Here is a 26854-nt window from a genome sequence, read left to right as displayed (position 1 = left end):
AAGTACTCAAAAATGACAATTAGGAGTTATATAATATGCTGCATCCAACGATAAAAGATGTTGCCAGAATTTCCGGCGTCTCCATCGGCACGGTAGACCGGGTTCTGCATGACAGAGGGCGCGTTTCTGCCAAAAATAAAGAGGCCGTACTTCAGGCTATTGAACAATTGAATTACCGCCCCAGCCAGATCGCCCGCGCCCTGGTCTCGCGAAAGAACCCCCTTACCCTGGGTATTACCTACCCAATGGTGGACCGTGATTTCTGGCAGGAAGCACAGGTCGGCATCCAGTACGCCTGCTCCAAACTGGAAGCTTTCGGCGTCAAACTGGTTGTGGATTCATTTCCGGCGTATAATATTAAAGCACAGATCGCTTCCATCGACCGGCTGCTGACAGAGGGTGTGAACGGAATTGTCTTAACCGCGGTTGACGACGGTACTTCCGGCCAGATTGATGAACACATCCCCGAGGATATTCCTTACGCCACCGTGATTAACGATACGGTCGGCGGCCGGCGCACCTTTTTCGTAGGACCTGATGATTTCGCACTGGGAAGGCTTGCCGCCAAACTGGTCAGCCTGTACGTGCCCGGCAGTTGTCATGCCGCCATCCTTTCTCCCAACGCTCTTTTTAACGGAACGCAGCAGAGGATCTCCGGCTTTCTCAGTAAGATCAACCAGGAAGGACTGGATATCCAGGTTCAGCGCGTGATTCCGGTGGAGTCCGACGATTCGGAGGAAAGTGTCTACCGCAATATCTATCAGGCTGCCTCCGACTGCATTGCGAATTATCCCGGCCTGAATGCCATCTACGTGACCAACGGCCTGATCGAACAGGTTGCCGCGGCCGTGGAAGACGCGGGCAAAGGTGGAGAAATTCTTTTATTCGGACACGAATATACCTCCAATATGTACCGCTATATACAGAACGGAACGATCGCCGCCTCTCTGTACCAGAAACCGGCTTCCGAATGGTATCAGGCCATCTGTATGCTGTATGAGGTTTTGAATAAAGAACGCACGATCACCCAGCCGATCTGCACGACGGAATGCAGTATTATCGTAAAAGAGACTCTGCCTTTTATTAAGGTGAGCGGGGTGGATCTTTTATAGCGTCCCGGTGAGACGAAACGCAAACTGAGCCTGCGGACGCACTAAAAAGCGGCATCGCAGATGTTCGGTATCATTAACATCCGGCATCAACGACATCCGGATGCCTCCAGTACAAACGGCATTCTCAAAATTTTAGATACATCCATAAAACGGTATAGTAAGACCCTGCTGAAGTTTATAACGCTTCAGCAGGGTCTTACTATACCGTCTGCCAACTATATTTACGAACCGTCATATAACCTTACTCTTTTGGTTCCTCACACCGGTTCTTCCCTGTTATCTTCCCGGTAATACCATACAACGCCACACGGTTCTATTCTTTTACCGGCAATATATCCTGCAGTGTTCCCCGCTGTTTAACAGAAATCTTTTCCGCCGTACAATAACAGAGAACCGCAACAATAATACATACAATCGGAGTCGGAATGATATCGCCAACGGATGTGAACCAGCCAAGCCCCACCGGTTTTGCCGTCATTGTTATTCCGACAAAGGAAGCAATTGCCCAGGAGGCCAGCGCGCCGTATTTGCAGCCCTCCACACCGCCGTCGCCTTCCTTGTCATAGCTTTTTCTGTTGCACAGATAGAAGTCGGCTATCAGGATACCCGTAATCGGAGCAATAAACACGCCCAGCAGGCTTAAAAAGGTTACAAAGTATTTGTATACGCCCAGTCCGGCTATCATTGTGCTGATAATGCCCACAATAAAGGTCAGCTTCATACGGGAAATTTTCACTACGCCGTCCAGCGTATTCATCAGTCCCAGAACGCTTGTATACAGATTGTTGTCATTCGTAGTCCACTGGCCGATAATCAGCACGATTGCACCGAAGAATCCAAGTCCCAGGGACTCTATCATGATTTCTACGATATTCCAGTTATGGAAGGCGTAGTTAAAAAAAGCTCCGCACATCAGCACCGGAATGTATCCCCAGAAATGGCCGATGCTCACTCCGATCGCGCAGTCCTTCTTTGTAGTGGAAAAACGGCTGAAGTCGCCTATCATCGCAATTCCTACCGCAAAGCTGCCCACTACGCTGGAAATGCCCATCGGAATTGTAATCGGATCTCCTACGGGACCCGCCTCGATGATGCTGTTCATCGGAATAATACCGGCCGTCTTCCATACGGCGACAATACATAAGACAAATAAGAGCGGAAGCCCGATTTCACTCAGCTTTTTAATTGCCTTGAATCCCATAATCGCAGTCAGGGACATGGCCAGTCCGCCGATAATTGTGAAAATGACGGGATTGATTGCGGTTCCCTTTACCTCCCTGACAATAGAGGAAACCGTATTACCGAACAAATCCGCCTGGAACGCATACCAGCCAAAGTTGGAAAAACACAGAATGATGCCGATAATCTTTGCCCCCTGTCTGCCGAAGGGCCTTCTGGCGGTAAATGAGGTGGACAGGTGGGTATGTGTGCTCACCATGGCGTTTAAAATCCCGAGAACCATAATAATTAAGGAACCGAGCACGCTGACAAGCAGCATGTTTTTAAATGATAAACCGTTGGCGAGGAGGCCCCCCGTTGCCAGGCCGCTCAGGCCGAAACCGGAACCCAGCCATACCATTCCCTGCTCAAACCAGGTCTGCCTGGCTTTTGGAGGAACCGGTGTCTTCTCGTAATCGTTAAATAGTTCCGATAATGAATTTTCCCTGATTGTTTCACTCATCCGTATATCCCCCTCTCAATCATCTAAGAACCGGCAGTCCATATCAAATCCGAAAAAGCGCGGATTCAGAATATCCATTCCCCTGTCTCTTCTCCAAAGTTCGTGACACTTAAATCCCAGAACACACAATTCCATCCCCTCGTTGCAGTTGGGATTCGTCACAGGCATTCCCGTCTTCTTCTCCACAATACAGATTAAGTCGGGACAGGTCAGTTTCACCTCTTCATCTATCCAGAATACCATATTTTCATTCTTATACCAAACTCTTCCCAGAGAGTTTCTAAAATTCCCCTGCCCCTGCAGGTAAATATCGCCCAGCGTAAAGCCGTCTTTGATTTCCCAGGCAGTTTCCCCTGTCACAATCCCCTCAAAGAGGAGCCTTCCCTCCGCTGCATCCAGAATAGCCGCAACAGGGTCCCTTCCCTCTTCGCAGGCCTGCCTTCTGGCCTTTCCTACCTTCTCCGCATAGGTAAGGGCCGAGGGCACTACCGAGTGTTTCAGCTCCCTGCCCCGGATTGGATGATCCGCCATTCCCACCAGGTTATCGGAACCGACCGCCATAAACCGCGACAGCGCTTCCGCTCTGGCGTCACTCTCCACCTGTTTTACAATCACAACATCCCCATACTGTGTTGTGACCGAAAACGGCGTGATAGGCTGTTCCGTGACATAATAGGTGGAAAACTGAAGTTCCGGCACCGCACGGCCGGCTGCGTCCGCATCCACCATATATTTTCCCAGGTGGGCGGCGGCGGCCATCGCCTCTCCTGTATTGCCTCCGCCGTACTCAATGGAAACAAGGCCGTCGAAAGTAATTCCCATATGCTCCTCAAGAGCCGTCACCGCGGCCGGAATCTCCTCGCCGGTGATCTCCACCTCCTGCCCCTCCGGCATGATTGAACCGCAGAAATAGGGATTGGCAAACCAGGCCTCATCCTCAATCTCGTCAAATTCCAGCAGTCTGAATTCCTTTCCACTATTAAGTTCTTTCTCCACCGCTTCCATTCCGCTCTGCAGTGAACCGCCTCCCCCGGTACCCAGAATCGTACATCCTGTCAGGATATCATTTACCTCCTGATAATCCAGTTTTCTCATTTCTTACCCCTCCGTTTTCATTTACTCTTCTCTTTTCAATTACTCTTCTCTCTTCATTTACTCTTCTCTCTTCATTTACTCTTTATCACTCATCAATAATTTCCTTTGATGATATCAGTATACCAGTCCCCCTTTAGTACTTCATTATAGTGCAGTACAAGATCAACCGGAATTTCATTGTAAATTTCACAATGCATACTCTATGCTCTGGTTTACACCCTGTTTTTCATGTATAATGAGAAAAGAATACCTATGATTGACACAAATGGAACGGGGGATTGCTATGAGCATAACGGTTCGTGATATTCTGGAATTAAGCCTGCTGAAAGACTCTGAGATCATTTCCGGCGCAGGCGGCCTGGATCGCGAGGTGACAAGGGTTAACTTTACCGACTGTCCCATCCAGTTTAATGATCTGGAATACAGCCTGGCGCTGAAAGGGGATCTATACATCAGGAGCCTTTATTCGGTGAAGGATGATGAAAAAGAATTGTATGACACCTTCTATTTTTATGTAACGAGCGGCAGCTCCTGCTGTATTGTGACAAATGAGTATCTGCCGGAGTTTCCTGAGAATGTCCTGGAGCTGACGGAAAAGAATCATTACCCTGTTATAAAAATCAGCAGCAATGTCCCTTATGGCGATTTGATACGTGATATCTCGGAACTGCTGATGACCGAACAGTCCGAGCTTTTCTTTGAAAATAAGCTGAACCGCCTGCTTTATGAAACTCTCTCCCTTTCGGAAATCCTGGAAATCGGGAAGTACGTCAACCCGATTTTTAAAAGAGAATATATTGCCCTGTGTTTTCATCTCCCGGAGCTGAACAGCCGCAGATTCTACAGCCTCCAATCCGATTTAAAGACACAGTACCAGCTGCGTCTCCGCAGATACCAGAACGGCGGGTTTCTCATCTTCAATTATCAGGAGCACACGGAGTTTGAAGCTGCTCTGCCCGGAATCAGGAAGCTCTTCGCCTATTACTGCGCCGGATACTCCGCCGGAATCAGCGGTCCCTTTGAGAATGCCTCCGACTTCCAGCAAAGTATCCGCCAGGCCTGCTCTTCCCTGAAGATCGGTATGATGCTGAAACAGAATGTCACCTATTTCGATGATCTGCATATTTATAACCTGCTGATGGCAGTCCATGACAATGCGGCCTTAAAGAAATTTTATACAATGACACTGGAACCCCTTATCGGGTATGAAAAACGCCATAATGTGGATTTGATAGAGACAATTGAGACTTACCTTGCCTGCGACGGCGATTATAAGGCGGCCGCCGTCAGGATGAAACAGCATGAGAATACAATCCGTTTCCGAATTAACAAGGCAAAAAGCCTGCTGGGAATGGAACATTCCCATTACAAATTTATTGAACAGGTTGCACTGGCGCTTAAGGCGCGGAATGTGGAAAAATTCTCGGAAGAATAAGTAGGGTGGGGATAAGAGAGCTAAGGTACAGTTAAGAGAAGGGGATGCTAAAAGGGGGAACCTGGAGCGGAAAACATTTGAGCGGAAAATGAAGAGCAGGAAATGCAGGGTAGGAACTGTAGTGTAGGAACTGTAGTGTAGGAACTGTAGTGCAGGAACTGTAGTGTAGGAACTGTAGTGCAGGAAACGCTTGAACGGTTAAAGATTAGTTCAACAGAAAAACCCGGAAAACAAAAGTTTTCCGGGTTATCTTACGCTTGGACATAATGTACCTGTTGAGGTACGGAATTATCTATAGGGGCGGTGCCTCTTCTTGTACGCAGAGCGTACAAGAAGCCGCGCTTAACAGCGCTATGATAAATTCAACTGAACTCCATCCGGGAATGAGCAAGCTCCTTCCCGGATTCCGCTCAATTAAATTTATCGCACCTCGGTTTTATAACCGATTGTTATTCGATGATAGAAACTACTCTACCTGAACCAACTGTACGTCCGCCTTCACGGATAGCGAAACGAAGTCCCTGCTCCATAGCTACTGGATGGATCAGTTCAACTGTCATTTCTACGTTGTCGCCAGGCATACACATTTCAACGCCTGCTGGTAAATCGCAAACGCCTGTAACGTCTGTTGTTCTGAAGTAGAACTGTGGACGGTAGTTGTTGAAGAATGGTGTATGACGGCCACCCTCGTCTTTTGTCAGAACGTAAACCTGAGCTGTAAATTTCTTATGGCATTTTACAGAACCTGGTTTAACGAGACACTGACCTCTCTGGATCTCTGTTCTCTGAACACCACGAAGAAGAGCACCGATGTTATCACCAGCCTGAGCCTCATCAAGGAGTTTACGGAACATCTCGATACCAGTTACAACTACTTTACGAACTTCTTCCTGGATACCAACGATTTCAACTTCGTCAGATACATGAAGAGTACCACGCTCAACACGGCCTGTAGCAACTGTACCACGACCTGTGATAGAGAATACGTCCTCTACTGGCATAAGGAAAGGTTTGTCTGTTTCACGAACTGGGTCCGGAACATAGCTGTCAACTGCAGCCATAAGTTCAAGAACTTTGTCGCCCCATTCGCTGGAAGGATCTTCAAGAGCCTTTAAAGCAGAACCCTGAACGATAGGTGTGTCATCGCCTGGGAATTCGTACTCGTTAAGAAGCTCACGGATCTCCATCTCTACTAATTCAAGAAGCTCTGGATCGTCAACCATATCACACTTGTTCATGAATACTACGATGTAAGGTACGCCTACCTGACGGGAAAGAAGGATATGCTCTCTTGTCTGAGCCATAACACCATCTGTAGCAGCTACTACAAGGATAGCGCCGTCCATCTGTGCAGCACCAGTGATCATGTTCTTTACATAGTCAGCATGGCCTGGGCAGTCAACGTGTGCGTAATGTCTGTTCTCTGTCTCGTACTCAACGTGAGATGTAGAGATTGTGATTCCACGCTCTCTCTCTTCCGGAGCTTTATCAATGTTCTCAAATGCAACAGCCTCGCCAGTACCTAATCTCTCATGAAGAGTTTTTGTGATAGCAGCTGTTAATGTTGTTTTACCATGGTCAACGTGTCCGATGGTACCAATGTTACAATGCGTTTTGTTTCTTTCAAACTTTGCTTTTGCCATTTTATAACGTCCTCCTTAATTTGCACCCATCCGGGGCTTCATAATTTATGTTAGGCTGTCTCTAATTATATTCGATCAGAGCATGTTTTTCAAGCCTATTATTTACTTTCCGGGCAGTTTCTTCACTGCCTGGAAAGTTTACAACGATTTGTTTCTCTCTTTATTTGTCTGCCTTTGCAGCCAGAACTTTCTCCTGAACGCTCTTCGGTACCTGCTCGTATTTCTCGAAGAACATGGAGTAGTTACCACGTCCCTGTGTCTTGGAACGTAAGTCTGTGGAGTAACCGAACATCTCGGATAACGGAACGTAAGCTCTTACAAGCTTTCCGCCGCCGATATCTTCCATACCTTCGATACGGCCACGACGGGAGTTGATATCACCGATAACATCACCCATATACTCTTCAGGCATTGTTACTTCTACCTTCATAACCGGCTCAAGTAAGATAGCTCCTGCTTTGTGCATAGCATCTTTAAATGCCATGGAACCGGCAATATGGAATGCCATCTCGGAGGAATCGACCTCATGATAAGAACCGTCATATACGGTAGCTTTAACGCCCAGTACCGGGAATCCGCCAAGGATACCTGCTTTGGAAGCCTCTTCGATACCTTCGCCTACAGCCGGGATGTATTCCTTCGGAATAGCACCGCCGACAACGGCAGATTCGAATTTGAATACTTCTTCAGCGTTAGCGTCCATCGGCTCAAAACGTACCTTACAGTGTCCGTACTGACCACGTCCACCGGACTGTTTTGCGTATTTGCTGTCTACGTCTACTGCCTTTGTAAATGTCTCCTTGTATGCTACCTGAGGAGCGCCTACGTTGGCTTCAACATGGAACTCGCGGAGAAGACGGTCAACGATGATTTCAAGATGGAGCTCGCCCATACCTGCGATAATCGTCTGTCCTGTCTCTTTATCTGTATAAGCACGGAAAGTAGGATCCTCTTCTGCAAGTTTTGCAAGAGCCTCGCCCATCTTATCCTGTCCTGCTTTTGTCTTAGGCTCGATAGCGATATCGATAACCGGCTCCGGGAATACCATGGATTCCAGGATTACAGGGTGCTGTTCGTCACAGATTGTATCACCTGTTGTGGAGAACTTGAATCCGATTGCTGCTGCGATATCGCCGGAGAAAACTTTATCTAATTCCTGACGTTTGTTCGCATGCATCTGAAGGATACGTCCTACACGCTCTTTTTTGCCCTTTGTTGCGTTCAGTACGTAAGAACCTGCGTTCATAGTACCTGAGTAAACACGGAAGTAAGCCAGTTTACCAACAAACGGGTCTGTCATAATCTTGAATACAAGTGCGGAGAATGGGTCAGCATCGGAAGATTTTCTCTCCACTTCGTTGCCTTCCAGATCGGTTCCTTTAATAGAAGGAACGTCTACCGGTGAAGGCATGAATTCGATAACTGCATCCAGTAATTTCTGAACGCCCTTGTTTCTGTAAGCTGTACCACAGCAAACCGGGATAGCGAGGCACTCACATGTTGCCCTTCTTAAAGCTATCTTCAGTTCCTCTGTTGTAGGCTCTTCGCCCTCAAGGTACTGCATCATTAATTCGTCATCCAGCTCACAGATTTTCTCAACCAGCTCTGTACGGTACAGTTCTGCGTCGTCTTTCATATCGTCCGGAACGTCGGTTACGGAGATATCCTCGCCCTTGTCGTCGTTGTAGATGTATGCTTTCATCTCGAACAGGTCGATAATTCCCTTAAACTCGTCTTCCTTACCGATTGGGAGCTGCAGACAGATGGCATTCTTACCAAGTCTGTTCTTAATCTGCTCTACAGTTCCATAGAAGTCTGCACCCAGGATATCCATCTTATTGATGAATGCCATACGAGGTACATTGTAGGTGTCGGCCTGACGCCATACGTTCTCGGACTGTGGCTCTACACCGCCCTTTGCACAGAATACACCTACAGCGCCATCAAGTACACGCAGGGAACGCTCAACCTCAACTGTGAAGTCAACGTGTCCTGGAGTGTCGATAATGTTGATACGGTGTTCCAGAGCGCCTGGCTTTTCTTTGCAGTATTCCTGCAGAGTCCAATGACATGTGGTAGCTGCAGAGGTGATGGTGATACCTCTCTCCTGCTCCTGAGCCATCCAGTCCATGGTAGCCGTACCTTCATGTGTATCACCGATTTTATAGTTTACACCGGTGTAATACAGGATACGCTCCGTAGTAGTGGTCTTACCGGCATCAATATGAGCCATAATACCAATGTTTCTGGTTCTCTCTAATGGATATTCTCTTTCAGCCAAAGCTTTTTCCTCCTATTAGAATCTGTAATGTGCAAATGCCTTATTAGCCTCTGCCATCTTATGCATGTCTTCTTTCTTCTTTACAGATGCGCCTGTGTTGTTGGAAGCATCCAGAATCTCTTTTGCAAGTCTTTCTTCCTGAGTCTTCTCGCCTCTCTTACGGGAGTAGAGAGTGATCCAGCGAAGTGCAAGAGCCTGTCTTCTCTCCGGCTTAACCTCGATCGGAACCTGATATGTGGCGCCGCCGATACGTTTTGCCTTAACTTCCAGTACAGGCATGATGTTGTTCATAGCCTCTTCGAATACTTCTACAGCCTCTTTACCTGTCTCAGCTGCTACACGGTCAAATGCGCCGTATACGATCTTCTGGGCAACACCCTTTTTACCATCTAACATGATGTTGTTGATTAACTTGGTAACAACCTTGTTATTGTAAAGCGGATCTGCTAATACGTCTCTTTTCTGAGTATGTCCTTTACGTGGCACGTTACTTCCCTCCTTAATATCTGCTCCAGCTCCGGAAATGGGCCGAAGCGTTTCATTAGATCTTAGGTACTCGCATACAATGTGCGTTCGCGCTCGAATCTATGATTACCTGCAACCTACAGGGTCAATATCAAAGTCCGGCACTAAATTCTAACGAATTTTACCTAAATTAACGTTTAATTACTTTTTGTCTTTCGGTCTCTTAGCGCCGTATTTGGAACGGGCCTGTTTTCTGTTAGCAACGCCTGCTGTATCAAGAGTACCTCTGATGATATGGTATCTTGTACCTGGTAAGTCTTTAACACGACCGCCACGGATCAGAACAACGCTATGCTCCTGTAAGTTGTGTCCCTCACCTGGGATGTAGCTTGTTACTTCGATTCCGTTGGAAAGACGTACTCTGGCGATCTTTCTCAGAGCTGAGTTAGGTTTCTTAGGTGTAGCAGTCTTAACGGCTGTACACACACCTCTCTTCTGCGGTGCAGAGATATTGGTAGCTCTTTTCTGTAAAGAGTTGTATCCCTTCTGCAGAGCCGGTGCTGTAGATTTCTTCTCAGATGTCTGTCTTCCTTTTCTTACTAACTGGTTGAATGTTGGCATCCTTTTCACCTCCTGTGATATTGTCTGTGGTTGCTTTAAAAGCTGATATTTTTACGCACAAAAATTCATTGCATTTTTACACGCCTACTTATTATAATCAGTTTGTCAATTTGTGTCAAGGCATAAAATGTAAAAAAATCCGGCTTTTTCGGCGTATTTATCATGTTTTTTCCGGTATCCGGCCACAGAACATGAAATCTGAATGGATTATTGACAATTTGAAGGAAAAATATTCATTTCCATTTTTTTATTTTAGATCACAAAAGGCAGTCACAGCCGTGGTTTTGCTTTGAATTTGTTGCACTTTCAAAGTTTAAAACATTACTGTAAACTGCCTTTTACCATGTTTAAAAATCTGCCGCTATTTCTTCTATCTTCCGTTATCCTTCCGCCTGCTTTTCATGCAGGCCTGGAATATTACTTTTATGACATATACGGTACAAAAGAGAAAAAGCAGCACAATTACGCTGACAAATAAAAAATAAAAAATCCACCCATTCTGCATATACAATCTCCCAATTCTTTTACTGATTTCATTCCTCCGGCACCTGATATATGTATTTAGAAGCCGGGCGGCTCTACTGTTCTATGCTTTTCCTGTACCAGGGGTGGCGCAGTCCGGTCGGAGGATAAAAACCGTCCCCGATATGCTCAAATCCCAGCTTCTTCAAAAGTTTCGCCGATGCAGTATTTTCCGGATGGTGGCCCGCCCTCAGTTCTTTTACCTTTATAACCGTGGGCATATAGGCCGTAACAGCGCGGGAGGCTTCCTCGCCCAGTCCTTTTCCCCAGAACTCTTTCCGCAGATGAAATCCCGTTTCGAAAATCTCTGTTTCGTCTTCAAAAGGACGCAGTCCGCAGCATCCTATCAGTTTTCCGCTGCTTCGCTCAAACATGGGGAAATACTGTATCTTATATTTTTCAAAATTGCTGATTTCCGTCTCCAGCCGTTGTTCTATCTCTTCCTCCGTAAATCTTCCGTCTGCACAGAGATAGCGGGTTACATCCGGGTCTCCCCAGAGAAGCTCCGCCAGCTCCCGGTCCTCGGGTTTCCAGTGTGAAAATCCGATTCGTTCCGTCTTCATAAAATAATCGCGCATAATTCTGCCTTTCACTGCCTCCCGTTACTCTTCACACCGTCTCGCCACTAAAAAATAGTTCACAGGATGCAGAAATAATTTTTCCCTCTCCACTATCTCAAACCCGTACGCCTCGATCATCTTCTCCAGACTCTCCGGCGAGTAGAATTCCACAAACGGCATCTTACCGGTGTGGCTGCGGTACCATTTCCGAATTGCCTCCTTTGTAAGACTGTTCTTCAGGCAATCGGCCGCCACCGCCAGATAGCCGCCCGGTTTCACCAGTTCTTTGAGGCGTTTCATCGCTGCGTCCTGATCCGGCATGTATAAAAGCACGTTAAAAATCATTACCGTGTCAAAGGTCCCCGGTTCCAGTTCTTCCATAAACATGTCGCCCTGAATATATTTGATATTATGAACGCCCGCTTTTTCTGTCTTTTCCACCGCCTGGCGGAGCATCTCCGGCGCCGTGTCCACAGCCGTCATTGCCGCCACACTGCCGGCCAGCTCGATCGTCGTCACACCGGTGCCGCAGCCGATATCCAGTGCTTTGTCCGTCTCTTTCAGGTATTTTTTTGTGTTGTCGATGGTCTTTCTGTACGCATCCTCGTATGTTTTTAAAATCTGCGTGTCAAATATCTCCGACCTTTTGTTCCAGTACGCTTCATTCTCTGCATATTCTTCCTGTTTCATTTTGCTAATCCCCTTCCCCGATTGTTACATAAATATTTAAAACCTTTTTACGATTCCTGAAGCTTCATATATAAAAGCGGATACGGAGCCCCCTGCTCGTCGTGTTCCGTCCTCCTGTATACTTTGAATCCCTCATGCTCATAAAATCCCCTGGCCTGTGGGTTCTGTTCATTGACGCACACCTCATTCACCGCGTATTTCTCAACAGCGTACCGGAGCAGGCGGTGTCCCAGTCCCTTTCCCCTCGCCTCGGGCAGTAAGAAGAGCATTTCCAGCTTTCTTTCCGAGATTCCCATGAAACCGGCAGTGACGCCGTTCTCATCCGTTACGGTCATCAGGTAAGGCACCGTACTGAGCGCTTCCGGCACGTATCCGGCTATCTTCCCTATCTCCTGTTCCGACAGAAACAGATGGGTCTCGTTCACCGACTTTTTCCATATTTGAAACAGTTTCTCCGTTAACTCACCATCCCTGTCCCGGTAATCCCAGGTCCTCACCAGCGCTCCCGATTCATGTCTTCCTTTTTCCATTATCTCATAAACCAACACCACACCGTTCTCAACCAGCCATTTATCGTGCCTCAATGTTTTATAGCCAAGCGCCTCGTATAACCGGCAGGCCGGGAGGGAGGCGTCCAGAAAAACCCTGTCATACTTTGAAAAGATCTCTTCCTCCAGCTTTCTTACGATAAAGCTGCCGTATCCCTTTCCCTGAAAATCGGGATGGACATAAACTCTGGTAATGTAGTCTCCCCGGAGGCTTCCCGTTCCTGCCGGACGCTGGCCTTCATAAAGAATCCAGGTATTTCCGTCATTTATATCTTCGCCGACCGACTCCTGCGAATGGAGCCCACAGAAAAATCCCACCACCTCTTCCGGGTAATACTTTGGATAGACCGTTTTAATTGTCTCCTGTACCAGGCCGGTTATCTGTGATGCATCTTCTTTCACGGCTTTTCTGTATTCCAGCGTCGTCTCTTCCAGTGTCATCTCTTCCGGTGTCATTTCTTCCGGTGTCATCACTTCCAGTCTCCTCTCTTCCGTCTCTTCTCCGCTCAATTACAGATTCGGCTCCGATGTCCAGTCTTCCAGGAACACAGTTCCCCTGAATGCATGGCTCTTTCCGTTTGATTTATGCAGATAGACATCGTCATCGGGGTAGTAACACGTATCTTCCTTTTCAACCGTCCCAATATCAAGTATCAGCAGCGGTTCCGAACCCGAATTATAATATGTATGGGAAATATCTTTTCCCGACGGTTTTGCAATAAAATCCCCCGCCGTCACTTTCTGTTCGGTATCGTTAAACCGGAGTGTCCCTTCTCCCGACAGAACGTAGAAGAACTCCTCCTGCTGCGTGTGGCTGTGATATTTTGTACTGTACGCCCCGACAGGCACACTGTCCAGATTCACATAGATCTTTTCACTTCCCGCACTTTTACCAAGCTCTTTCGTAACCAGTCCCACGCTGTCGCTCATGGTAAATTCGTCCGGTATCTGATTAATATTTCCTTTATAATTCAAATATTGTCTCCTTTAAATTAAATTGTTCTCACTCTAGTTCCCGTTTTCTCCTGCACTCACTGCATTCCCTGTCATGAATGGAAAAAATCCCGCCGCAGGAAGGACAGGTATATTCGTCTCTCTGCCGCTCCATAAATTTTTCCAGGCCATCCTGTCTGACAGCGGCGCTGTTACCCATAAGGCTCGCACCGTAGCGGGTGTTGTAACTCTTTTCCAGGGCCTTAATCTGTTTACAGGGGTAATCCGAACATTCGAAACAATAGGAATGGCCGCGTTCCCCGATGCAGTCCTTTATTTTACATTTCCGGCAGTGCTGCGGCTTTCCCTGGTCACTGTTCAGACAGCCCGCACAGGGTTTTCTGTGATAACAGTGCTTATAACAGACCATACAGTTCATTCCGCATGGGGCGAACATGAGCGGGTCAATTATCCCGGGCATTTTCAATTAGCGGCCCCCCTTCATTAAACATTCGGTTTACCCGTTGCCTCGTCGAACCGGCTTCTTTGCAGCCTCTTTTCCTCCTACTGTATCGGATTATTCCCGGTCAGATAATACTTTATCTCCTTAGTAAGGCCAAGTGACAATTCAAACTGATAGACGGCGGCGTCTCCCTCAAAATAGAAGTCTCCCTTCCCGTCTTTTACCTTGACAGTTATATCAATGGCGTGTTCCCCGGTTCCGTTCCCTTTTCCTTCGGCCAGGACGGTAATGGTTCCGTCGGAATCTCTGTAAACAAGCTTGATTTCACCGCTCTCTCTTACCATGCTGCCTTTCACCGAAATCTCCGTCCCCTTGGGCGCTTCCACGCGCACCAGGCCGCGTTTATCCTGATTCTGATGGATAATGCCCTTCAGGAGGTATGCATCTCCCTTTGATTTGCTTTCAAATTCATTATAATAACTCTGCTTTTTGTTCCCCTGTTCCTGGCCTTCAGCCGCTTTCTCAACCTCAGACACCGCGCCTGTGCGAATCTCCTCCGCCGGTTTTAACGATGAATCTGCAAAATAATAGAGATAGGCATGGCCCTTATCATCGGAGATCCGAATCGCTTCTTCAGATTCTCCCTCGGCCGCTCCATTTACCTCCACACGCACGGCCCTGGCCGTTGCGGGATCCAGTTCCGTCTTTCCAAGCGCGTCGGAGATTGCTTCCATATTGGCCTGAAGATCATAGAGGTATGGTGTTTCCACCACCTTTACCCTCGACATGCCTTCCCCATGGTAGGCTAATACACCGTAACCGCATTTCCCATTGTCGGCCGAAAATGTGCAGTAATAAAGCTCCGCATCTTTCTCAACCCCGGTGAGATCCCGGTTCAGAACCTCATAGCGGGCAAAACTGTCATAATTCCAGACCGGATTTGAGATTCCCTCTTCCGTCCAGCCGCCTATCAGGTTCTTAAAAATTGATTTCTGCAGCATCTTATACGCCCGTGAGCTCTGGCCTTCATAATAGGAAGTAACGGTGTGCTGCATATCCATCCCTGCCTTACTGGTATCCGTTACTGCCTTACTGCTTCCGGTACTCTCTTTTCCGGAACCCGAGGTTTGCACCGTCGCTATTGCTCCCGATGTGGACTGCGGCGCCGTATCAGAAACACCGCTGCCGGCACACGCCGTACTCATAAGACATCCTGAAAGCGCTGCGGCTAATAATATTTTTTTCATAGGAATCCCTCCTTATCTCAAATTTGCTGTCCTAATAAATCCCGATACCTAACTTCTATTCTACATAACTTTATTCAAATAAGCTACTATAAATAAAGAAATACCTGATTACAAAATTATGAATCATGATATCCCCTCCGCAGGCGGATATGTGGTATAATTTTTTATATAATAGTTTTTTACCGGCATATTACGTTTTCTGTATTCTCAACAGAAATTCAATGCAGAAATCCCTATACTCCTATAATTCTGCCTATTCTTTTTTTCGTATCCGCCGCAGAGAACAGAAAGAAACCGGATGCTGATTAAAGCTTGCAGATATCAGGAGGAACCAAACATAAATATGAAAGGAAAAACCGCTGGAAGACTCTTTCCACCGGCAGCATACAATATGAAATGTAAAATGGAACGGATACGGCATGATTTGGAATCCCTGGCCGAATTTAACATGACTCCCGGTGACGGCTGTACCAGGCTCTCCTATACGAAGGAATTCTCCCTGGCCCGGGATTATATCAGGAACGAAATGGAAGCGGCCGGTCTTAAGGTACGCGAGGATGCGGCCGGCAATCTCATCGGGCGCTATCCCGGGAAAATGGATAAGCCCGTTATCATGACGGGCAGTCATTTTGATACCGTATTCCACGGAGGCAATTTTGACGGTCAGGCCGGCGTATGCGCCGCGATAGAGGTCGCCAGGGTACTTGGAGAAAATAACTTTACTCCCTGTCATCCTATTGATTTTATCGCCATGCCGGAGGAAGAAGGCGCAAGATTCGGCGGAGGCCTGTTTGGAAGCAGGGCCATATGCAACGGTGTTTCCACAGATGAACTGAAAACCCTTAAGGATGCGGACGGAGTCTCATTATACCAGGCACTGGAAAACTATGGCCTGAATCCCGATGAAATAGGAAATGCCAGGATCCGTCCCGACGATATTACCGCCTTTATCGAACTGCATATCGAACAGGGGCCCGTATTGGAGCAAAACGGCAAGGATATCGGTATTGTAGATGCAATCGTCAGTCTGGAGGGCTTTGATATCCTGATTAAAGGGAGAGCCGACCATGCAGGCAGCACCCCGATGGCGATGCGTGCAGATGCGCTGTTAGCCGCGGCAAAGTCTATTTCCGCTGCCACCGACAAAGCGGTGGCTTGCGGTGACGGAACGGTCGTCACCTTTGGCTGTATAAAATCGGTTCCGGAATCCGCCAATGTGGTTCCGTCAGAAGTACGGTTTACCGCAGATTGCAGAAGTCCCTACGTAACATCAATAGGCAGCGTCATGGAAACTTTTGAGGAAAGTCTGCAGGAAAGCGCTAAGGCCTTCCCTGATTTGTCATTTGAGATTAAAAGGAATCTTCAGGCGGAGCCTGCGATGATGGATGAAACCTTGAAAAAGCTGATTGAGGAGGCCGCCGATGAGTTGTCCTTATCCTCCATGCATCTTTTATCGGGAGCCGGACACGACACCATGAATTTCAAAGGAGTATGTCCTCTGGCCATGATATTTGTCCCAAGCAGGGGCGGAAGAAGCCACTGTCCACAGGAATGGACCGATTACCGGCAGGTTAGTGACGGAGCCGATGTACTGCTCCGGACCGTCGTCAAAGCTGCCTCCCGGTAGGTTTCCATAACAGCCGGCTCCTTCCTCCCGCCGGCTGATGACACACTTACGGAAAGATAAGAGGAGTTTATATGAACTTAATCAGCCTTTATTATTTTGTAGAGCTGGCGAAGGAGCTTCATGTTACCAACACTTCACAGAAACTCTACATTTCCCAGCAGAATTTAACCCAGCACATTCAGAGGCTGGAAAAATATTACGGAGTCGAGCTGTTCCACCGCAAGCCCAAACTTTCCTTAACCTATGCCGGAGAACAATTCTATGGGGCAGCGGTCAAAATACTGAATGAGGAAACGGAACTGGTAAACAGGCTCAGCCTCCTCTCGGAAAAACGGGGCGGCAGCCTGAAAGTGGGAATTCCCACCTACCGCGGCCAGATCTGTCTTCCCAAGATTCTCCCCCGCTTTTATCAGAAATGGCCCCATGTTCATATTCAACTGGTCCATGAAACCTCTGAAAAAATGGAAGAGATGCTGTTCAACGGTGAATTGGATCTTTTTATCGGCATTATGCATTACGATGCGCCTAAATTAAATGTAAAATTTCTTTTAAACGATCATCTTCTCCTTGTCTGTTCCGACGAGCTTCTGAAATCTTACTATCCGGACACCTGGGAGGAACTGAAACAGAAGGCAAGAAAAGGCGCTGAGCTGAAATGGTTTTCCAAAATGCCCTTTCTTTTGCCGCAGCCTCCCATGAAGCTGCGCAAAACGATTGACGCCTGCTTTGCGGAAGAAAAGGTCACACCCAATATTTTCCTTGAATCCTCGACAACCGAGCTGCTTCTCTCTCTTTATCCATACAATTACGGAGGTATTTTCTGTACCCAGATGCGTCTTCCCCTTCTGCTGGATCAGGTTCCAAGGGCAAATGCTTTTCCTATTTTGTCGAAGAACACTCTGTTTGAGCACCGTCTGGTCCTGGCCAGCCACAAGGAGCGGTTTCTTCCTCCTTATGCAAATGACTTTATTGAAATCACACAGGATGTATTTTGGGAGATTTCCGAACTTAGGAAAATAACGTAATGCCTGTCTTAGCATAAAGCAGGTCACCCCTGCGGGACATTTTCCGTGTAAACAGCCTTCACAATTTTTCTTTGTTAAAAAACCGATTTTTCTTTGTTTTGATTTTTATAATCCTCATGTTAGACTTAATTTAAAACAAAGCAAACGGAGGTTTTACAAATGAGTCAAATACTAATCGCACTGCTTATTCTGGCTGCAACCATCGTTCTCTTTATATGGGAACCCATTCCGATAGTTATTACCGCCCTGGGTGCCTCCCTCCTCTATGCCTATACGGGAATTATTGATATCGGTTCCGTTTTTTCCGGCTACAACAGCACAACGATTGTACTGCTGGCCGGGATGATGGTAGTCGGTTCCTCCCTGTTCCACTCCGGACTGACCGACATTATCGGTAAAAAGATGGTTGCCGTGACCGGAAAAAGCGAACGGAATATCATCCTTGCGACCATGGTTGTCTCCTGTCTTTTAAGCGCCATCTGCAGCAATATAGGCGTTATGGTCGCTCTTGCCCCTCTGGTAACAGCGATGTGTATTTCCGCCGGCTTCGGTCCCAGCAAGGCGCTTCTGTCTCTGCTGTTCGGAGCACAATTCGGAGGTTTCCTTACGCTGGTGGGCGTCGGCTCCAACGCAACAGCAGCCGGTGTCATGGCGGAACTGGGGATTGAACCATTCGGCTTTTTTGCCATCACCCCCTTCGGCATCGGCCTTTCCATTCTGGGCATCCTTTACTTCGTCTTTATCGGCGCCAGGATGATTCCCGACACCGGATACATACCGGAATTCGCCAAAGCCGAGAAGAAGGATTTTGACAGGAAAAAAGCAACCATCTGCAGCGTTACCATGGCTGCCGTTCTCATTGTGATCGCATCCGGCTCAAAGGTTGTCCCGATGCACATCGCGGCCGTCATCGGAGCGATGATTATTGTGGGGACCGGCTGTATGTCCGTTCAGGACGCCATAAAAGCGATCGACTGGAACTGCCTGATTCTGGTAGGTGCGCTGACCGCCATCTCCACAGGCGTCAAGAACTGTGGCCTGGGTGATGCCGTTGCGAACATGATTCTTGAGATACTGGGCGAAAATCCCTCTACCTTTATGATCAGCACGGTCATTTTCTTCGCCGCCTCCTTCCTTACCCAGGTAATGTCCAATATCCCGACCATTACTATTTTCCTTCCCATTGGAATTTCCATTGCGGAGAGCCTTGGCGTCAGCCCCTATCCCATTGCCATGATTATCACGCTGGCCGGAGCGGCCTCCTACGCCACCCCATTTGCCGCCCCGCAGAATATGATGACCGTCGGTTGGACGAAATACAAATTCCTTACATTCATGAAAGTAGGAATCCCCACCGTGCTTCTGACCTATCTTTCCGTCGTCGCGCTGATTCCGCTTTTCATGCCTTACTGATTTTGAAACTTACCTGTCACAGCGCTGCAAGGGGGAAGAAAGTTTTCCCTTTGCGGCGCTTTTTTCATGGGCCGGGTGCCCGGGAGGAATTATGATGAACAATCTTTTAGATGGAGCCTATGACCTTCACTTTCATACCGCTCCGGATGTAAATGAACGCAAATGCAGCGACTTGACGGCTGCAAAACGCTGGAAAGCGGCAGGGATGAAAGGCGGCCTGATTAAATGCCATTACGCGGACACCACCGGACGCGCCGCTGTTTTGAGAGAGCTGTTTCCGGAATTAACCGTCGTGGGCGGTCTCGTGCTGAACCGGCAGGCCGGAGGACTGAATCCTGATGCGGCAGAGCGCTGCGGACAGGCCGGGGGACGCTTTTTATGGTTTCCCACGCTGGATGCCCGCTGCTACCAGTCTTTCCGCCGCGGACATGATACCGGTTGTGACCTTTCCCCTTACCTCTCTATCCTGGGTGGGGACGGACGGCTGCTGCCTCAGGTCTATGAAATCTTTGAATCCGTAAAACAGTATGGCATGATTCTCTGTACCGGTCATCTGGGTCCTGCGGAAGGAATGATACTGCTGCGCGAGGCGGGCCGCTGCGGAATAAAAAGAATGGTAATTACCCATGCGGACAACCCGGCCAACCATTATTCTCTTGAAGAGCAGAGGGAATGCGTTTCGATGGGAGCCGTTGTTGAACACTCTTATTTTACCACCTACTTTAACCGCACCTCCTGGGAGGATTTAACCGCACAAATTCATGGGATCGGCGCTTCCCACATCTACCTGACCACGGATTTCGGACAGACAGAGTCTCCCTTCTCCGACGAGGGCATGGAATTGTACGCAAATGGACTCTTAGAGCACGGGATCACACCGGAGGAACTGGAACTCATGATACGCCGCAATCCGGAAGAACTGCTGCAGGGATAGACGGCGGAAATCAGCCCTTTTGTCAACAGTGTCTTACTCTAAATCAATTTATATTAAGTATAAAGAAAGAACCTGGTATATGCATACACAGCATACCAGGCTCTTTCTTTTCCTTCTTTATTATATCTTTTTCTATTACTCTCTTTTGCATTACAGCTGTTTCGCTTCTCTGATACCGCTGCCGAATTTCTTCACATGCTTCCGGCTCTTACGCCGTCTTTTTTTCCTTCATCTTACTGCGGATGGTCATCACAACCGATACCAGGGCAATCAGGAGGAAGATGAGTGATATGGGCCTTGTCACGAATATGGACCAGCTTCCGCCCGTCTGCATCAACGCCTGGCGCAGGTTTTCCTCTGTCATGGAACCCAGGATAAACCCGATAATCATCGGCGTCGACGGCACCCGGAGTACCTTGAACAGGAGACCTACCAGACCAAATGCAGCTACGCACCACACATCGAAAACACTGTAATTGGCGCAGTATGCACCGACTACACAGCAGACCATTACAACCGGAAGCAGGTAGTATTTAGGAATGTCGAGAAGTTTGACAAACACCGGAAGACCGGCGCGCTCACATATGAGCATGAATACATTGGCTACCAGCAGTGCGATAAAAATGCCGTACACATATTCTCCGCTCTTCTGGAAAATCAGGGGACCCGGTGAAATTCCATGGATAGTCAGACCACCCAGGAAAATTGCCGTTGCCACATTTCCTGGAATTCCCATCGTAATCAGAGGAATCAGGGAGCCTCCAATTACGGCGTTGTTTGATGTCTCCGATGCAATAACACCGTCTATAATTCCCGTTCCGAATTTCTCCGGATATTTTGAACTGCTCTTTGCCGCGGAATAAGACAGAAGGCTGGATGTGGAACCGCCGATTCCGGGAAGAATGCCGATTCCAAGACCGATAAGGGCAGAACGGATGATATTGACCCACTGTCCGGCATATTCCTTCACGGAAATTCCATAACCTTTTAAGGCGTACTGGTTCTTTGCCGTTTCGTTGATAATGGAACGGCGCTCAAAACCCGTTTTAATAATGTCCGTCACGGCGTAGAGGCCAATGAGGATAACGACCGTCTCAAATCCGCCGTAGAGATTGGTTTGTCCGAAGGTAAACCGGATAGCTCCGTCAACGGGGGCGATTCCCACCAGCGACAGGGCAATTCCGAACAAACCGGCCAGAATTCCCAAAATCAGGTTATTGCCGGACAGACTGGAAATAATGGTCAGGGCAAATACCGCAATGGCAAAATACTCGGCAGATGTAAAGGCTAATGTAACCTTTGCCAGATACGGTGAAATAAACATCAGTGCGAAAATACTGATAAGTCCGCCTACGAAGGAAGTCAATATACCGACGCCCAATGCCTTTCCGGCCTCTCCATTAGCCGCCATCGGCCCGCCGTCAAACACAGTTGCAATGGAGGATGCCGTTCCCGGAATCCTTAAAAGAATCGCCGAGATAAGTCCGCCGGAAATGCCGCCCAGATAGAGCCCCACCAGCAGTGCGATGCCGTTCATCGGCTCCATGCCGAAGGACATCGGCAAAAAAAGTATCAATGCCATAGATGCCGACAAACCGGGAATCGAGCCGAAGATAATACCGATTACGACGCCGATTAGAATAAGCAGCAGGCAGATTGGATTCAATAAAACCATATGTATTGCCTGTGAAACCATAGAATTACCTCCTAAAATCCAAAGATGCCTTTCGGCAGGGGACTATTGATAACATACACAAACATTCCGTAAATAAACAGTGGAGCAACTACGGAAAGAATGACCGTAACAGGCCAGCTCCTCTTCTCCCTGGGAGCGAGCACCAGAATCTGGAAAAACAGATATACCATTGTAGATATTATAAACCCAATCCGGTTAAAAGCCGCGACATAGGCCAGGAGCAGGAGGATGCTGAGCCACCCTCCCGCCATATCGCTGTCTGACGCCGTTGTCCCGGTCTCCTTTTCTCTGAGGGAGAATACCAGTAAAGCAAGCGCCACCACGATAATGGCCGCTCCAATAATCGTCGGAAAGAATCCTGAACCCAGGTCGTTCTTCATCATTGGTTTAATACTCGCAGACTGAGTAAGGAGAACAATGCCGAATAAAATAAATCCGATGGAAACTAAAATATTCTTCTTTTTGCCTGTCATAAGAACTCCTCTTTCTGTTATTGTGCAAATAATTCCTTCATTGCCTCTACCTCAGCCCGATCTTCGGCAATTGTATCCTCGCCGTTCCGGTAAAACGCCTCCGCATAGTATTTTGTGAGGATTTCCTGGAATTCAGGCGCCTCCGCAATTTCCTTCATACATTCGGAAAGCTTGGCGACAATCGCCGGATCCGTTCCCTTTGGCGCCCTCACTTCATAAATCTTAGGCTGAACCACATCATATCCCTGTTCCTTTAAGGTCGGGAAGTCCTCAAGTCCTTTCAGCCTCTCCTCCGAGCAGACGCCGAGAATGACAAAATCCCCGTTTTCAATGTAATCGGCAATATTCATATAGTTAACAACAAGAATGTCACACTGATTTGCCATAAAGGCCGTTAAGCGGTCTGCGGTACTGGAACCTACGTCGATCTTATCCATCTCAATTCCCATAGTTCTTTCCATCTGCTCCGCAACCGCATGAGTCGCCCCATTAAAGGTGATGGAATATTTCAGTTTTCCCGGATTTGCCTTTGCCCAGGCAATCATATCCTCGAGTGTGGTCCACTGGCTTCCGGCCTTGGCTATCAGGGCATATGTATCATCACGGGCAATGGAACCAACCACCTCGAAATCATCCAGGAAAGAAAACTGGTTTGATCCGGCCGCTTCCTGTGTCAGCATAACACCGGTGTGATGGAATAACAGATTATATCCGTCGTTTTTTGCCGACATTACGGAAGAAGCAGCCACAACACCGGCTCCTCCGGTTGTATTTACTACTACCACATTGACTCCCAGCTTCTTCGACATCATATTTGACATCTGACGGCAGTAAGTATCCGTGTCACCGCCGGCGCTGTAGGGAACCGTAATCGTGATTGTCTCTTTCGGCCAGTCAAGGTCCGAACCGTCCGCAGTGGCATTTGCGCCATCTGCCTTTTTCTCTGTTTTCACATCGGTCTGTGCCGCGTTGCCGCAGCCTGTCATTGCTATTACGGATGTCATTAAAACCGCCATGACGGCCTTTACTGTTTTTTTCATGTTTCCCTCTCCCTCTGCTTATTATCAGTTTTCTTACTACAGGGCTGCATACCCGCAGCGCCCTGGCTTTACCGTTTCTTCCCGGTATTGCTTATTCTTACGTTACATTATTGTCTGTATACATCATCGATAATTTCAAATCCTTTTTCTTCCAGGGACTTCTCAACCCAGCCGCGGTTCGCCGTTCCGTCCTTCGCCGCTTCCAGTTTTTTCTCATCGGCAGCCTGGAATTTCTTTGCATCTTCCAGAATCACAGCCGCGTCCTTTCTCGGAATACAAATCACTCCATCCGGATCCGCCAGAATAATGTCTCCCGGATTTACGCTGATGCCGCCACAGGAAATTGGAACGTTGATTTCGCCCGGTCCCTCCTTATATGGGCCTCCTGGTGTCGTGCCGGTGCAGTAAACCGGGAAATCCCATTTTCCGATTTCATCGATGTCACGGATAGGACCGTCCAGAATAATTCCGGCAATTTTTTTCGTAAATTTTAAATAGGCCATCATTATCTCTCCCATCAGGGCTCTGGTATTATCCTCTTCATTGGAAACAACCAGCACATCTCCCTCTTCGCAGAAGTTCAGCGCCGCGTGAAGCGCCAGATTATCGCCGGCTCTGCCCTTTATCGTATAAGCCGGTCCCACCATCATCTGGTTTTTTGGACTGCTCACAAGCTTAATTCTGGGATTCATGGCACAGCTTCGGCCCATCACATCCGCTGTATTTGATGCCGGAATGTTTTTAAACTCTTCCATAATTTCCGGATCCGGCATTTCTCTCTTTAAATAAATTCTTTTTCCCACTGACATTTTTAATTCCTCCTGTATTTTTAATCGATTTCCATAGCTATGTTTTTTTCTTAATTTCATTCTAATCCAGGCATATTCATAAATCAAACAAAGAAAAACAAGCCAAGTTAACAATAAAAATTTGTTAAAAATTCCCAGTGCGTCAAAAATCATCATACTTTCCACATTCATCTCTAATTAGTTTTAGCAATCCGTAAAATCTGCCGCCCCAAAAAGACGTTTGTGTGGTATCATAAAAGCATAATTCTTTTACCGGCGGACACGTCCGGCTGCCATCACGCAGTTCGGCTTTCCGTTCCTCCGTAAAGAGTTATTTTAACTTTACAAAAACGCCGTTATGATATGGATTTTGGCGTTTTTCAAGCCTATAAATAGAGCCGCGAAAGGAGATCTGTTATTATGAAACTTGTTATCATCGAACCTCTTGGAGTCCCGCAGGAAAAGCTCCTGTCCATGGCGCACGAAGCGCTTCCGAAGGATTTGGAGATCGTATATTACGACACCCGCGTTACAGGCACGCAGGAATTGATTGAGAGAGGCAAAGACGCCGATATCATCGTCGTGTCCAACCTTCCGATGAACGGTGAAGTAATCGACGGATGCAAAAACTTAAAGCTTTTATCCGTTGCATTTACGGGAGTTGATCACATTGCCATGGATCACTGCCGCAGCAACGGCGTCATGGTCTGCAACTGTGCCGGATATTCCACCGTTGCCGTAGCCGACCTTGTATTCGGCATGGTCATTGCACTTTACAGAAATATCATCCCATGCAATGACGTGGTCAGAAAAGAGGGGACGAAAGACGGCCTTGTCGGCTTTGAGCTGGAAGGTAAGAAGTTTGGTATCGTGGGAACAGGCGCCATCGGACTGCGCACGGCAAAGATTGCACAGGCCTTCGGCTGCGAAGTATATGCATACAGCAGAACGGTGAAAGAAATTGAGGGCATCAAATATGTTTCCCTGAATGAACTTCTCTCCACCTGTGACATTGTTTCACTGCACACACCGCTTACGCCGGAGACAAAGGGCCTGATTGGCAAAGAAGAACTGGCTATGATGAAGGAAACGGCAGTTCTTATCAATACGGCCCGCGGCCCTGTAGTGGACAGCGAGGCCCTGGCCGAAGCGCTGAACGCCGGCCGGATCGCCGGAGCCGGTATCGACGTATTTGAAAATGAGCCTCCGGTAAAAAAAGAGCACCCGCTGCTGAATGCAAAAAATGTGATTGCGACGCCTCATATTGCGTTTGCTACGAAAGAAGCGCTTGTGAAGAGGGCTGTGATTGTGTTTGATAATGTGGCGAAATGGGTGGATGGGACGCCTGTGAATGTGATGTGATTTAGTTGGGGGAAGGACGCTGATGGATGGATGGCGGACGGGGTGCGTTAGGGGTTGGATAAGCCTTCAGTCCCTATGTGAGGTTGTGGTGAGGGGAAATCCGGGAGAAAAAATTCCTGCGGGGACTCGCTCCCGCTTACGGAGTGCGTAATGGCGCTAGATTCGTGAGGGACCTCATCAAACGCCAACGGACTCCAAGGTCCCCTTCGGAAAGTTTTCTCCCTCCTTTCCCGCGTAATTTATCGATGGGACTGAAGTGCAGGCAGGGATCGGCCCGTCCGTCATTCCGGCATCGGCTGACTGTCTCTTCCGCCAAATGGGGGAGAGGTATTGTTGCAGCCACTACTTACTTATAGACTGCCCTTTTGGCGGATTATATTTTATAGTTGATGAATAGGCAGAAGGGTATCGTCTATATCACAAAATAAAGTGATGGAACGATACCCTTGTTTTTATGGATAAAAAAATGGACGGCTCCCCTGTTTAAGGGATTTCGTCCGTTTTTTTGTGCTTTAATCAACCTCACGGTTCCTTTCTCTTTTATACGCTTTTCGGTGCAAAGGGGTGACTCCCGGTTGCTGCCCGATTGAAAAACGGAGTTGACAAAGAATATACGTTCGTTTAGAATGTTAGGGTGCTTACATCTTTTCAGTAAAGCCAGGGGCGGAAAAGCTGATTCGGATTGATTTAAGGCGCAGGCGGCCGCTCCCGGAACAGGCTCTATCTCTTTAAATATATGAAATAAGCATCCAGGAAGGAAATAAAGATGACAGTAAACACTCATGTCGGATTTGAAATCCGCGTATTATCGAATCTTATTTACCGCAGAATCAATCAGATGTCGGCCCAGGAAGGGGAGACGCTGACCGCGAATCAGGACTGGGTTCTGCACTTTTTGATTCAGTCGCAGGGGAGAGATATCATGCAGAGGGATATCGAGAAGGAATTCTCAATCCGCCGCTCCACGGCCAGCCGGACTCTGCAATTGATGGAGCGCAACGGTTATATCCGCCGGGAGCCGGTTTCCTATGATGCCAGACTGAAGAAGCTGGTGGTGACGGAGAAGGGAACCGAGGCACGTGATAGGATGATAGACCGCCTGAACCGGTTTGAGGCAGAGCTTCAGTCCGGAATTTCTCCGGAGGAGCTTAATCAGCTTACGAGCACGATAAGAAAGCTGGAAGAAAATATCAAGTAGTT

At 47.9% G+C, this 26854-nt stretch carries 24 protein-coding genes; 8 read left to right on the top strand and 16 right to left on the bottom strand.

What is annotated here, in order from left to right; translation table 11 throughout:
• The first annotated feature begins 35 nt into the window (after positions 1-35).
• Positions 36-1112 (top strand): substrate-binding domain-containing protein, encoded by a 1077-nt coding sequence (locus tag QZT18_RS04990; RefSeq protein WP_294145163.1) that lies wholly within the window; start codon positions 36-38, stop codon positions 1110-1112.
• 313 nt (positions 1113-1425) lie between these two features.
• Here QZT18_RS04990 and QZT18_RS04985 read toward each other — a convergent pair whose 3' ends face one another.
• Positions 1426-2793 carry a cytosine permease gene (locus tag QZT18_RS04985; protein ID WP_294145161.1) on the bottom strand — a complete coding sequence of 456 codons (1368 nt, stop codon included), beginning with the start codon at positions 2791-2793 and terminating at the stop codon, positions 1426-1428.
• 15 nt (positions 2794-2808) lie between these two features.
• Positions 2809-3888, bottom strand: a complete 1080-nt coding sequence (locus QZT18_RS04980; RefSeq protein ID WP_294145160.1) for a DUF917 domain-containing protein — start codon at positions 3886-3888, stop codon at positions 2809-2811.
• Positions 3889-4171: 283 nt separating this feature from the next.
• On the opposite strand from QZT18_RS04980, the gene QZT18_RS04975 reads away from it, so the two are divergent.
• A complete protein-coding gene (locus tag QZT18_RS04975; protein WP_294145159.1) occupies positions 4172-5323 on the top strand; it encodes a PucR family transcriptional regulator in 1152 nt (383 codons plus the stop codon).
• 449 nt (positions 5324-5772) lie between these two features.
• Here QZT18_RS04975 and tuf read toward each other — a convergent pair whose 3' ends face one another.
• The 10 genes from tuf to QZT18_RS04920 all read right to left on the bottom strand — a co-directional run bounded on the left by tuf (position 5773) and on the right by QZT18_RS04920 (position 15296).
• The gene (gene tuf / locus QZT18_RS04970; RefSeq protein WP_125143007.1) at positions 5773-6966 is read right to left on the bottom strand and encodes an elongation factor Tu; all 1194 of its coding nucleotides are present in this window, start codon (positions 6964-6966) and stop codon (positions 5773-5775) included.
• Positions 6967-7126: 160 nt separating this feature from the next.
• Positions 7127-9247 (bottom strand): elongation factor G, encoded by a 2121-nt coding sequence (gene fusA / locus QZT18_RS04965; protein WP_294145158.1) that lies wholly within the window; start codon positions 9245-9247, stop codon positions 7127-7129.
• Between the two features lie 15 nt (positions 9248-9262).
• Positions 9263-9733, bottom strand: a complete 471-nt coding sequence (gene rpsG / locus QZT18_RS04960; protein WP_206429510.1) for a 30S ribosomal protein S7 — start codon at positions 9731-9733, stop codon at positions 9263-9265.
• A 180-nt stretch (positions 9734-9913) separates the two neighbouring features.
• A complete protein-coding gene (gene rpsL, locus QZT18_RS04955; protein ID WP_125143004.1) occupies positions 9914-10333 on the bottom strand; it encodes a 30S ribosomal protein S12 in 420 nt (139 codons plus the stop codon).
• Positions 10334-10911: 578 nt separating this feature from the next.
• Positions 10912-11448 (bottom strand): GNAT family N-acetyltransferase, encoded by a 537-nt coding sequence (locus tag QZT18_RS04950; RefSeq protein ID WP_294145157.1) that lies wholly within the window; start codon positions 11446-11448, stop codon positions 10912-10914.
• A 9-nt stretch (positions 11449-11457) separates the two neighbouring features.
• Entirely contained in the window at positions 11458-12105 is a 648-nt protein-coding gene (locus QZT18_RS04945) for a class I SAM-dependent methyltransferase (protein ID WP_294145156.1), read from the bottom strand.
• 47 nt (positions 12106-12152) lie between these two features.
• Positions 12153-13163 carry a GNAT family N-acetyltransferase gene (locus tag QZT18_RS23470; RefSeq protein WP_366925800.1) on the bottom strand — a complete coding sequence of 337 codons (1011 nt, stop codon included), beginning with the start codon at positions 13161-13163 and terminating at the stop codon, positions 12153-12155.
• On the bottom strand, positions 13164-13628 hold the full coding sequence (locus QZT18_RS04930; protein ID WP_294145155.1) for a cupin domain-containing protein: 465 nt from the start codon (positions 13626-13628) through the stop codon (positions 13164-13166).
• Between the two features lie 28 nt (positions 13629-13656).
• On the bottom strand, positions 13657-14067 hold the full coding sequence (locus tag QZT18_RS04925; protein ID WP_366925799.1) for a DUF3795 domain-containing protein: 411 nt from the start codon (positions 14065-14067) through the stop codon (positions 13657-13659).
• Positions 14068-14150: 83 nt separating this feature from the next.
• Positions 14151-15296 carry a hypothetical protein gene (locus tag QZT18_RS04920; RefSeq protein WP_294145153.1) on the bottom strand — a complete coding sequence of 382 codons (1146 nt, stop codon included), beginning with the start codon at positions 15294-15296 and terminating at the stop codon, positions 14151-14153.
• Between the two features lie 391 nt (positions 15297-15687).
• On the opposite strand from QZT18_RS04920, the gene QZT18_RS04915 reads away from it, so the two are divergent.
• The 4 genes from QZT18_RS04915 (at position 15688) to QZT18_RS04900 (ending at position 20295) form a co-directional block, all read left to right on the top strand.
• Positions 15688-16923: a Zn-dependent hydrolase gene (locus QZT18_RS04915; RefSeq protein WP_294145152.1), complete on the top strand. Its 1236-nt coding sequence runs from the start codon at positions 15688-15690 to the stop codon at positions 16921-16923.
• Positions 16924-16994: 71 nt separating this feature from the next.
• Positions 16995-17948 (top strand): LysR family transcriptional regulator, encoded by a 954-nt coding sequence (locus QZT18_RS04910; protein WP_294145151.1) that lies wholly within the window; start codon positions 16995-16997, stop codon positions 17946-17948.
• A gap of 159 nt (positions 17949-18107) precedes the next feature.
• Positions 18108-19361 carry an SLC13 family permease gene (locus QZT18_RS04905; protein ID WP_294145150.1) on the top strand — a complete coding sequence of 418 codons (1254 nt, stop codon included), beginning with the start codon at positions 18108-18110 and terminating at the stop codon, positions 19359-19361.
• Between the two features lie 91 nt (positions 19362-19452).
• A complete protein-coding gene (locus tag QZT18_RS04900) occupies positions 19453-20295 on the top strand; it encodes a DUF6282 family protein (RefSeq protein WP_294145149.1) in 843 nt (280 codons plus the stop codon).
• A gap of 208 nt (positions 20296-20503) precedes the next feature.
• On the opposite strand, the gene QZT18_RS04895 is transcribed toward QZT18_RS04900, so the two are convergent.
• From QZT18_RS04895 to QZT18_RS04880, 4 genes are all read right to left on the bottom strand, one after another.
• Positions 20504-21991, bottom strand: coding sequence for a tripartite tricarboxylate transporter permease (locus QZT18_RS04895; RefSeq protein WP_294145148.1), 1488 nt, complete (start codon positions 21989-21991; stop codon positions 20504-20506).
• An 11-nt stretch (positions 21992-22002) separates the two neighbouring features.
• On the bottom strand, positions 22003-22464 hold the full coding sequence (locus tag QZT18_RS04890; RefSeq protein ID WP_294145147.1) for a tripartite tricarboxylate transporter TctB family protein: 462 nt from the start codon (positions 22462-22464) through the stop codon (positions 22003-22005).
• Between the two features lie 17 nt (positions 22465-22481).
• On the bottom strand, positions 22482-23504 hold the full coding sequence (locus QZT18_RS04885) for a tripartite tricarboxylate transporter substrate binding protein (protein ID WP_294145146.1): 1023 nt from the start codon (positions 23502-23504) through the stop codon (positions 22482-22484).
• 107 nt (positions 23505-23611) lie between these two features.
• Entirely contained in the window at positions 23612-24313 is a 702-nt protein-coding gene (locus tag QZT18_RS04880) for an RraA family protein (protein WP_294145145.1), read from the bottom strand.
• 399 nt (positions 24314-24712) lie between these two features.
• Here QZT18_RS04880 and QZT18_RS04875 point away from each other — a divergent pair, with 399 nt between their 5' ends.
• Positions 24713-25654, top strand: coding sequence for a 2-hydroxyacid dehydrogenase (locus QZT18_RS04875; protein WP_294145144.1), 942 nt, complete (start codon positions 24713-24715; stop codon positions 25652-25654).
• Positions 25655-26420: 766 nt separating this feature from the next.
• Positions 26421-26852 (top strand): MarR family winged helix-turn-helix transcriptional regulator, encoded by a 432-nt coding sequence (locus QZT18_RS04870; RefSeq protein WP_294145143.1) that lies wholly within the window; start codon positions 26421-26423, stop codon positions 26850-26852.
• Positions 26853-26854 lie beyond the last annotated feature (2 nt).

The organism is uncultured Clostridium sp. (assembly GCF_900547735.1).
In the GTDB taxonomy this organism is placed as follows: Bacteria; Bacillota; Clostridia; order Lachnospirales; family Lachnospiraceae; genus Otoolea.
The sequence above is the reverse complement of the archived record's forward strand: the minus strand, read 5'-3'. Positions and strand labels throughout refer to the sequence as shown.

Excerpts from the sequence above, each read along its gene's own strand:
- QZT18_RS04990 (WP_294145163.1), top strand. The coding sequence starts at position 36 with ATGCTGCATCCAACGATAAAAGATGTTGCCAGAATTTCCGGCGTCTCC.
- QZT18_RS04985 (WP_294145161.1), bottom strand. The coding sequence starts at position 2,793 with ATGAGTGAAACAATCAGGGAAAATTCATTATCGGAACTATTTAACGAT.
- QZT18_RS04980 (WP_294145160.1), bottom strand. The coding sequence starts at position 3,888 with ATGAGAAAACTGGATTATCAGGAGGTAAATGATATCCTGACAGGATGT.
- QZT18_RS04975 (WP_294145159.1), top strand. The coding sequence starts at position 4,172 with ATGAGCATAACGGTTCGTGATATTCTGGAATTAAGCCTGCTGAAAGAC.
- tuf (WP_125143007.1), bottom strand. The coding sequence starts at position 6,966 with ATGGCAAAAGCAAAGTTTGAAAGAAACAAAACGCATTGTAACATTGGT.
- rpsL (WP_125143004.1), bottom strand. The coding sequence starts at position 10,333 with ATGCCAACATTCAACCAGTTAGTAAGAAAAGGAAGACAGACATCTGAG.
- QZT18_RS04945 (WP_294145156.1), bottom strand. The coding sequence starts at position 12,105 with ATGAAACAGGAAGAATATGCAGAGAATGAAGCGTACTGGAACAAAAGG.
- QZT18_RS04925 (WP_366925799.1), bottom strand. The coding sequence starts at position 14,067 with ATGCCCGGGATAATTGACCCGCTCATGTTCGCCCCATGCGGAATGAAC.
- QZT18_RS04920 (WP_294145153.1), bottom strand. The coding sequence starts at position 15,296 with ATGAAAAAAATATTATTAGCCGCAGCGCTTTCAGGATGTCTTATGAGT.
- QZT18_RS04915 (WP_294145152.1), top strand. The coding sequence starts at position 15,688 with ATGAAATGTAAAATGGAACGGATACGGCATGATTTGGAATCCCTGGCC.
- QZT18_RS04910 (WP_294145151.1), top strand. The coding sequence starts at position 16,995 with ATGAACTTAATCAGCCTTTATTATTTTGTAGAGCTGGCGAAGGAGCTT.
- QZT18_RS04905 (WP_294145150.1), top strand. The coding sequence starts at position 18,108 with ATGAGTCAAATACTAATCGCACTGCTTATTCTGGCTGCAACCATCGTT.
- QZT18_RS04900 (WP_294145149.1), top strand. The coding sequence starts at position 19,453 with ATGATGAACAATCTTTTAGATGGAGCCTATGACCTTCACTTTCATACC.
- QZT18_RS04895 (WP_294145148.1), bottom strand. The coding sequence starts at position 21,991 with ATGGTTTCACAGGCAATACATATGGTTTTATTGAATCCAATCTGCCTG.
- QZT18_RS04890 (WP_294145147.1), bottom strand. The coding sequence starts at position 22,464 with ATGACAGGCAAAAAGAAGAATATTTTAGTTTCCATCGGATTTATTTTA.
- QZT18_RS04885 (WP_294145146.1), bottom strand. The coding sequence starts at position 23,504 with ATGAAAAAAACAGTAAAGGCCGTCATGGCGGTTTTAATGACATCCGTA.
- QZT18_RS04880 (WP_294145145.1), bottom strand. The coding sequence starts at position 24,313 with ATGTCAGTGGGAAAAAGAATTTATTTAAAGAGAGAAATGCCGGATCCG.
- QZT18_RS04875 (WP_294145144.1), top strand. The coding sequence starts at position 24,713 with ATGAAACTTGTTATCATCGAACCTCTTGGAGTCCCGCAGGAAAAGCTC.
- QZT18_RS04870 (WP_294145143.1), top strand. The coding sequence starts at position 26,421 with ATGACAGTAAACACTCATGTCGGATTTGAAATCCGCGTATTATCGAAT.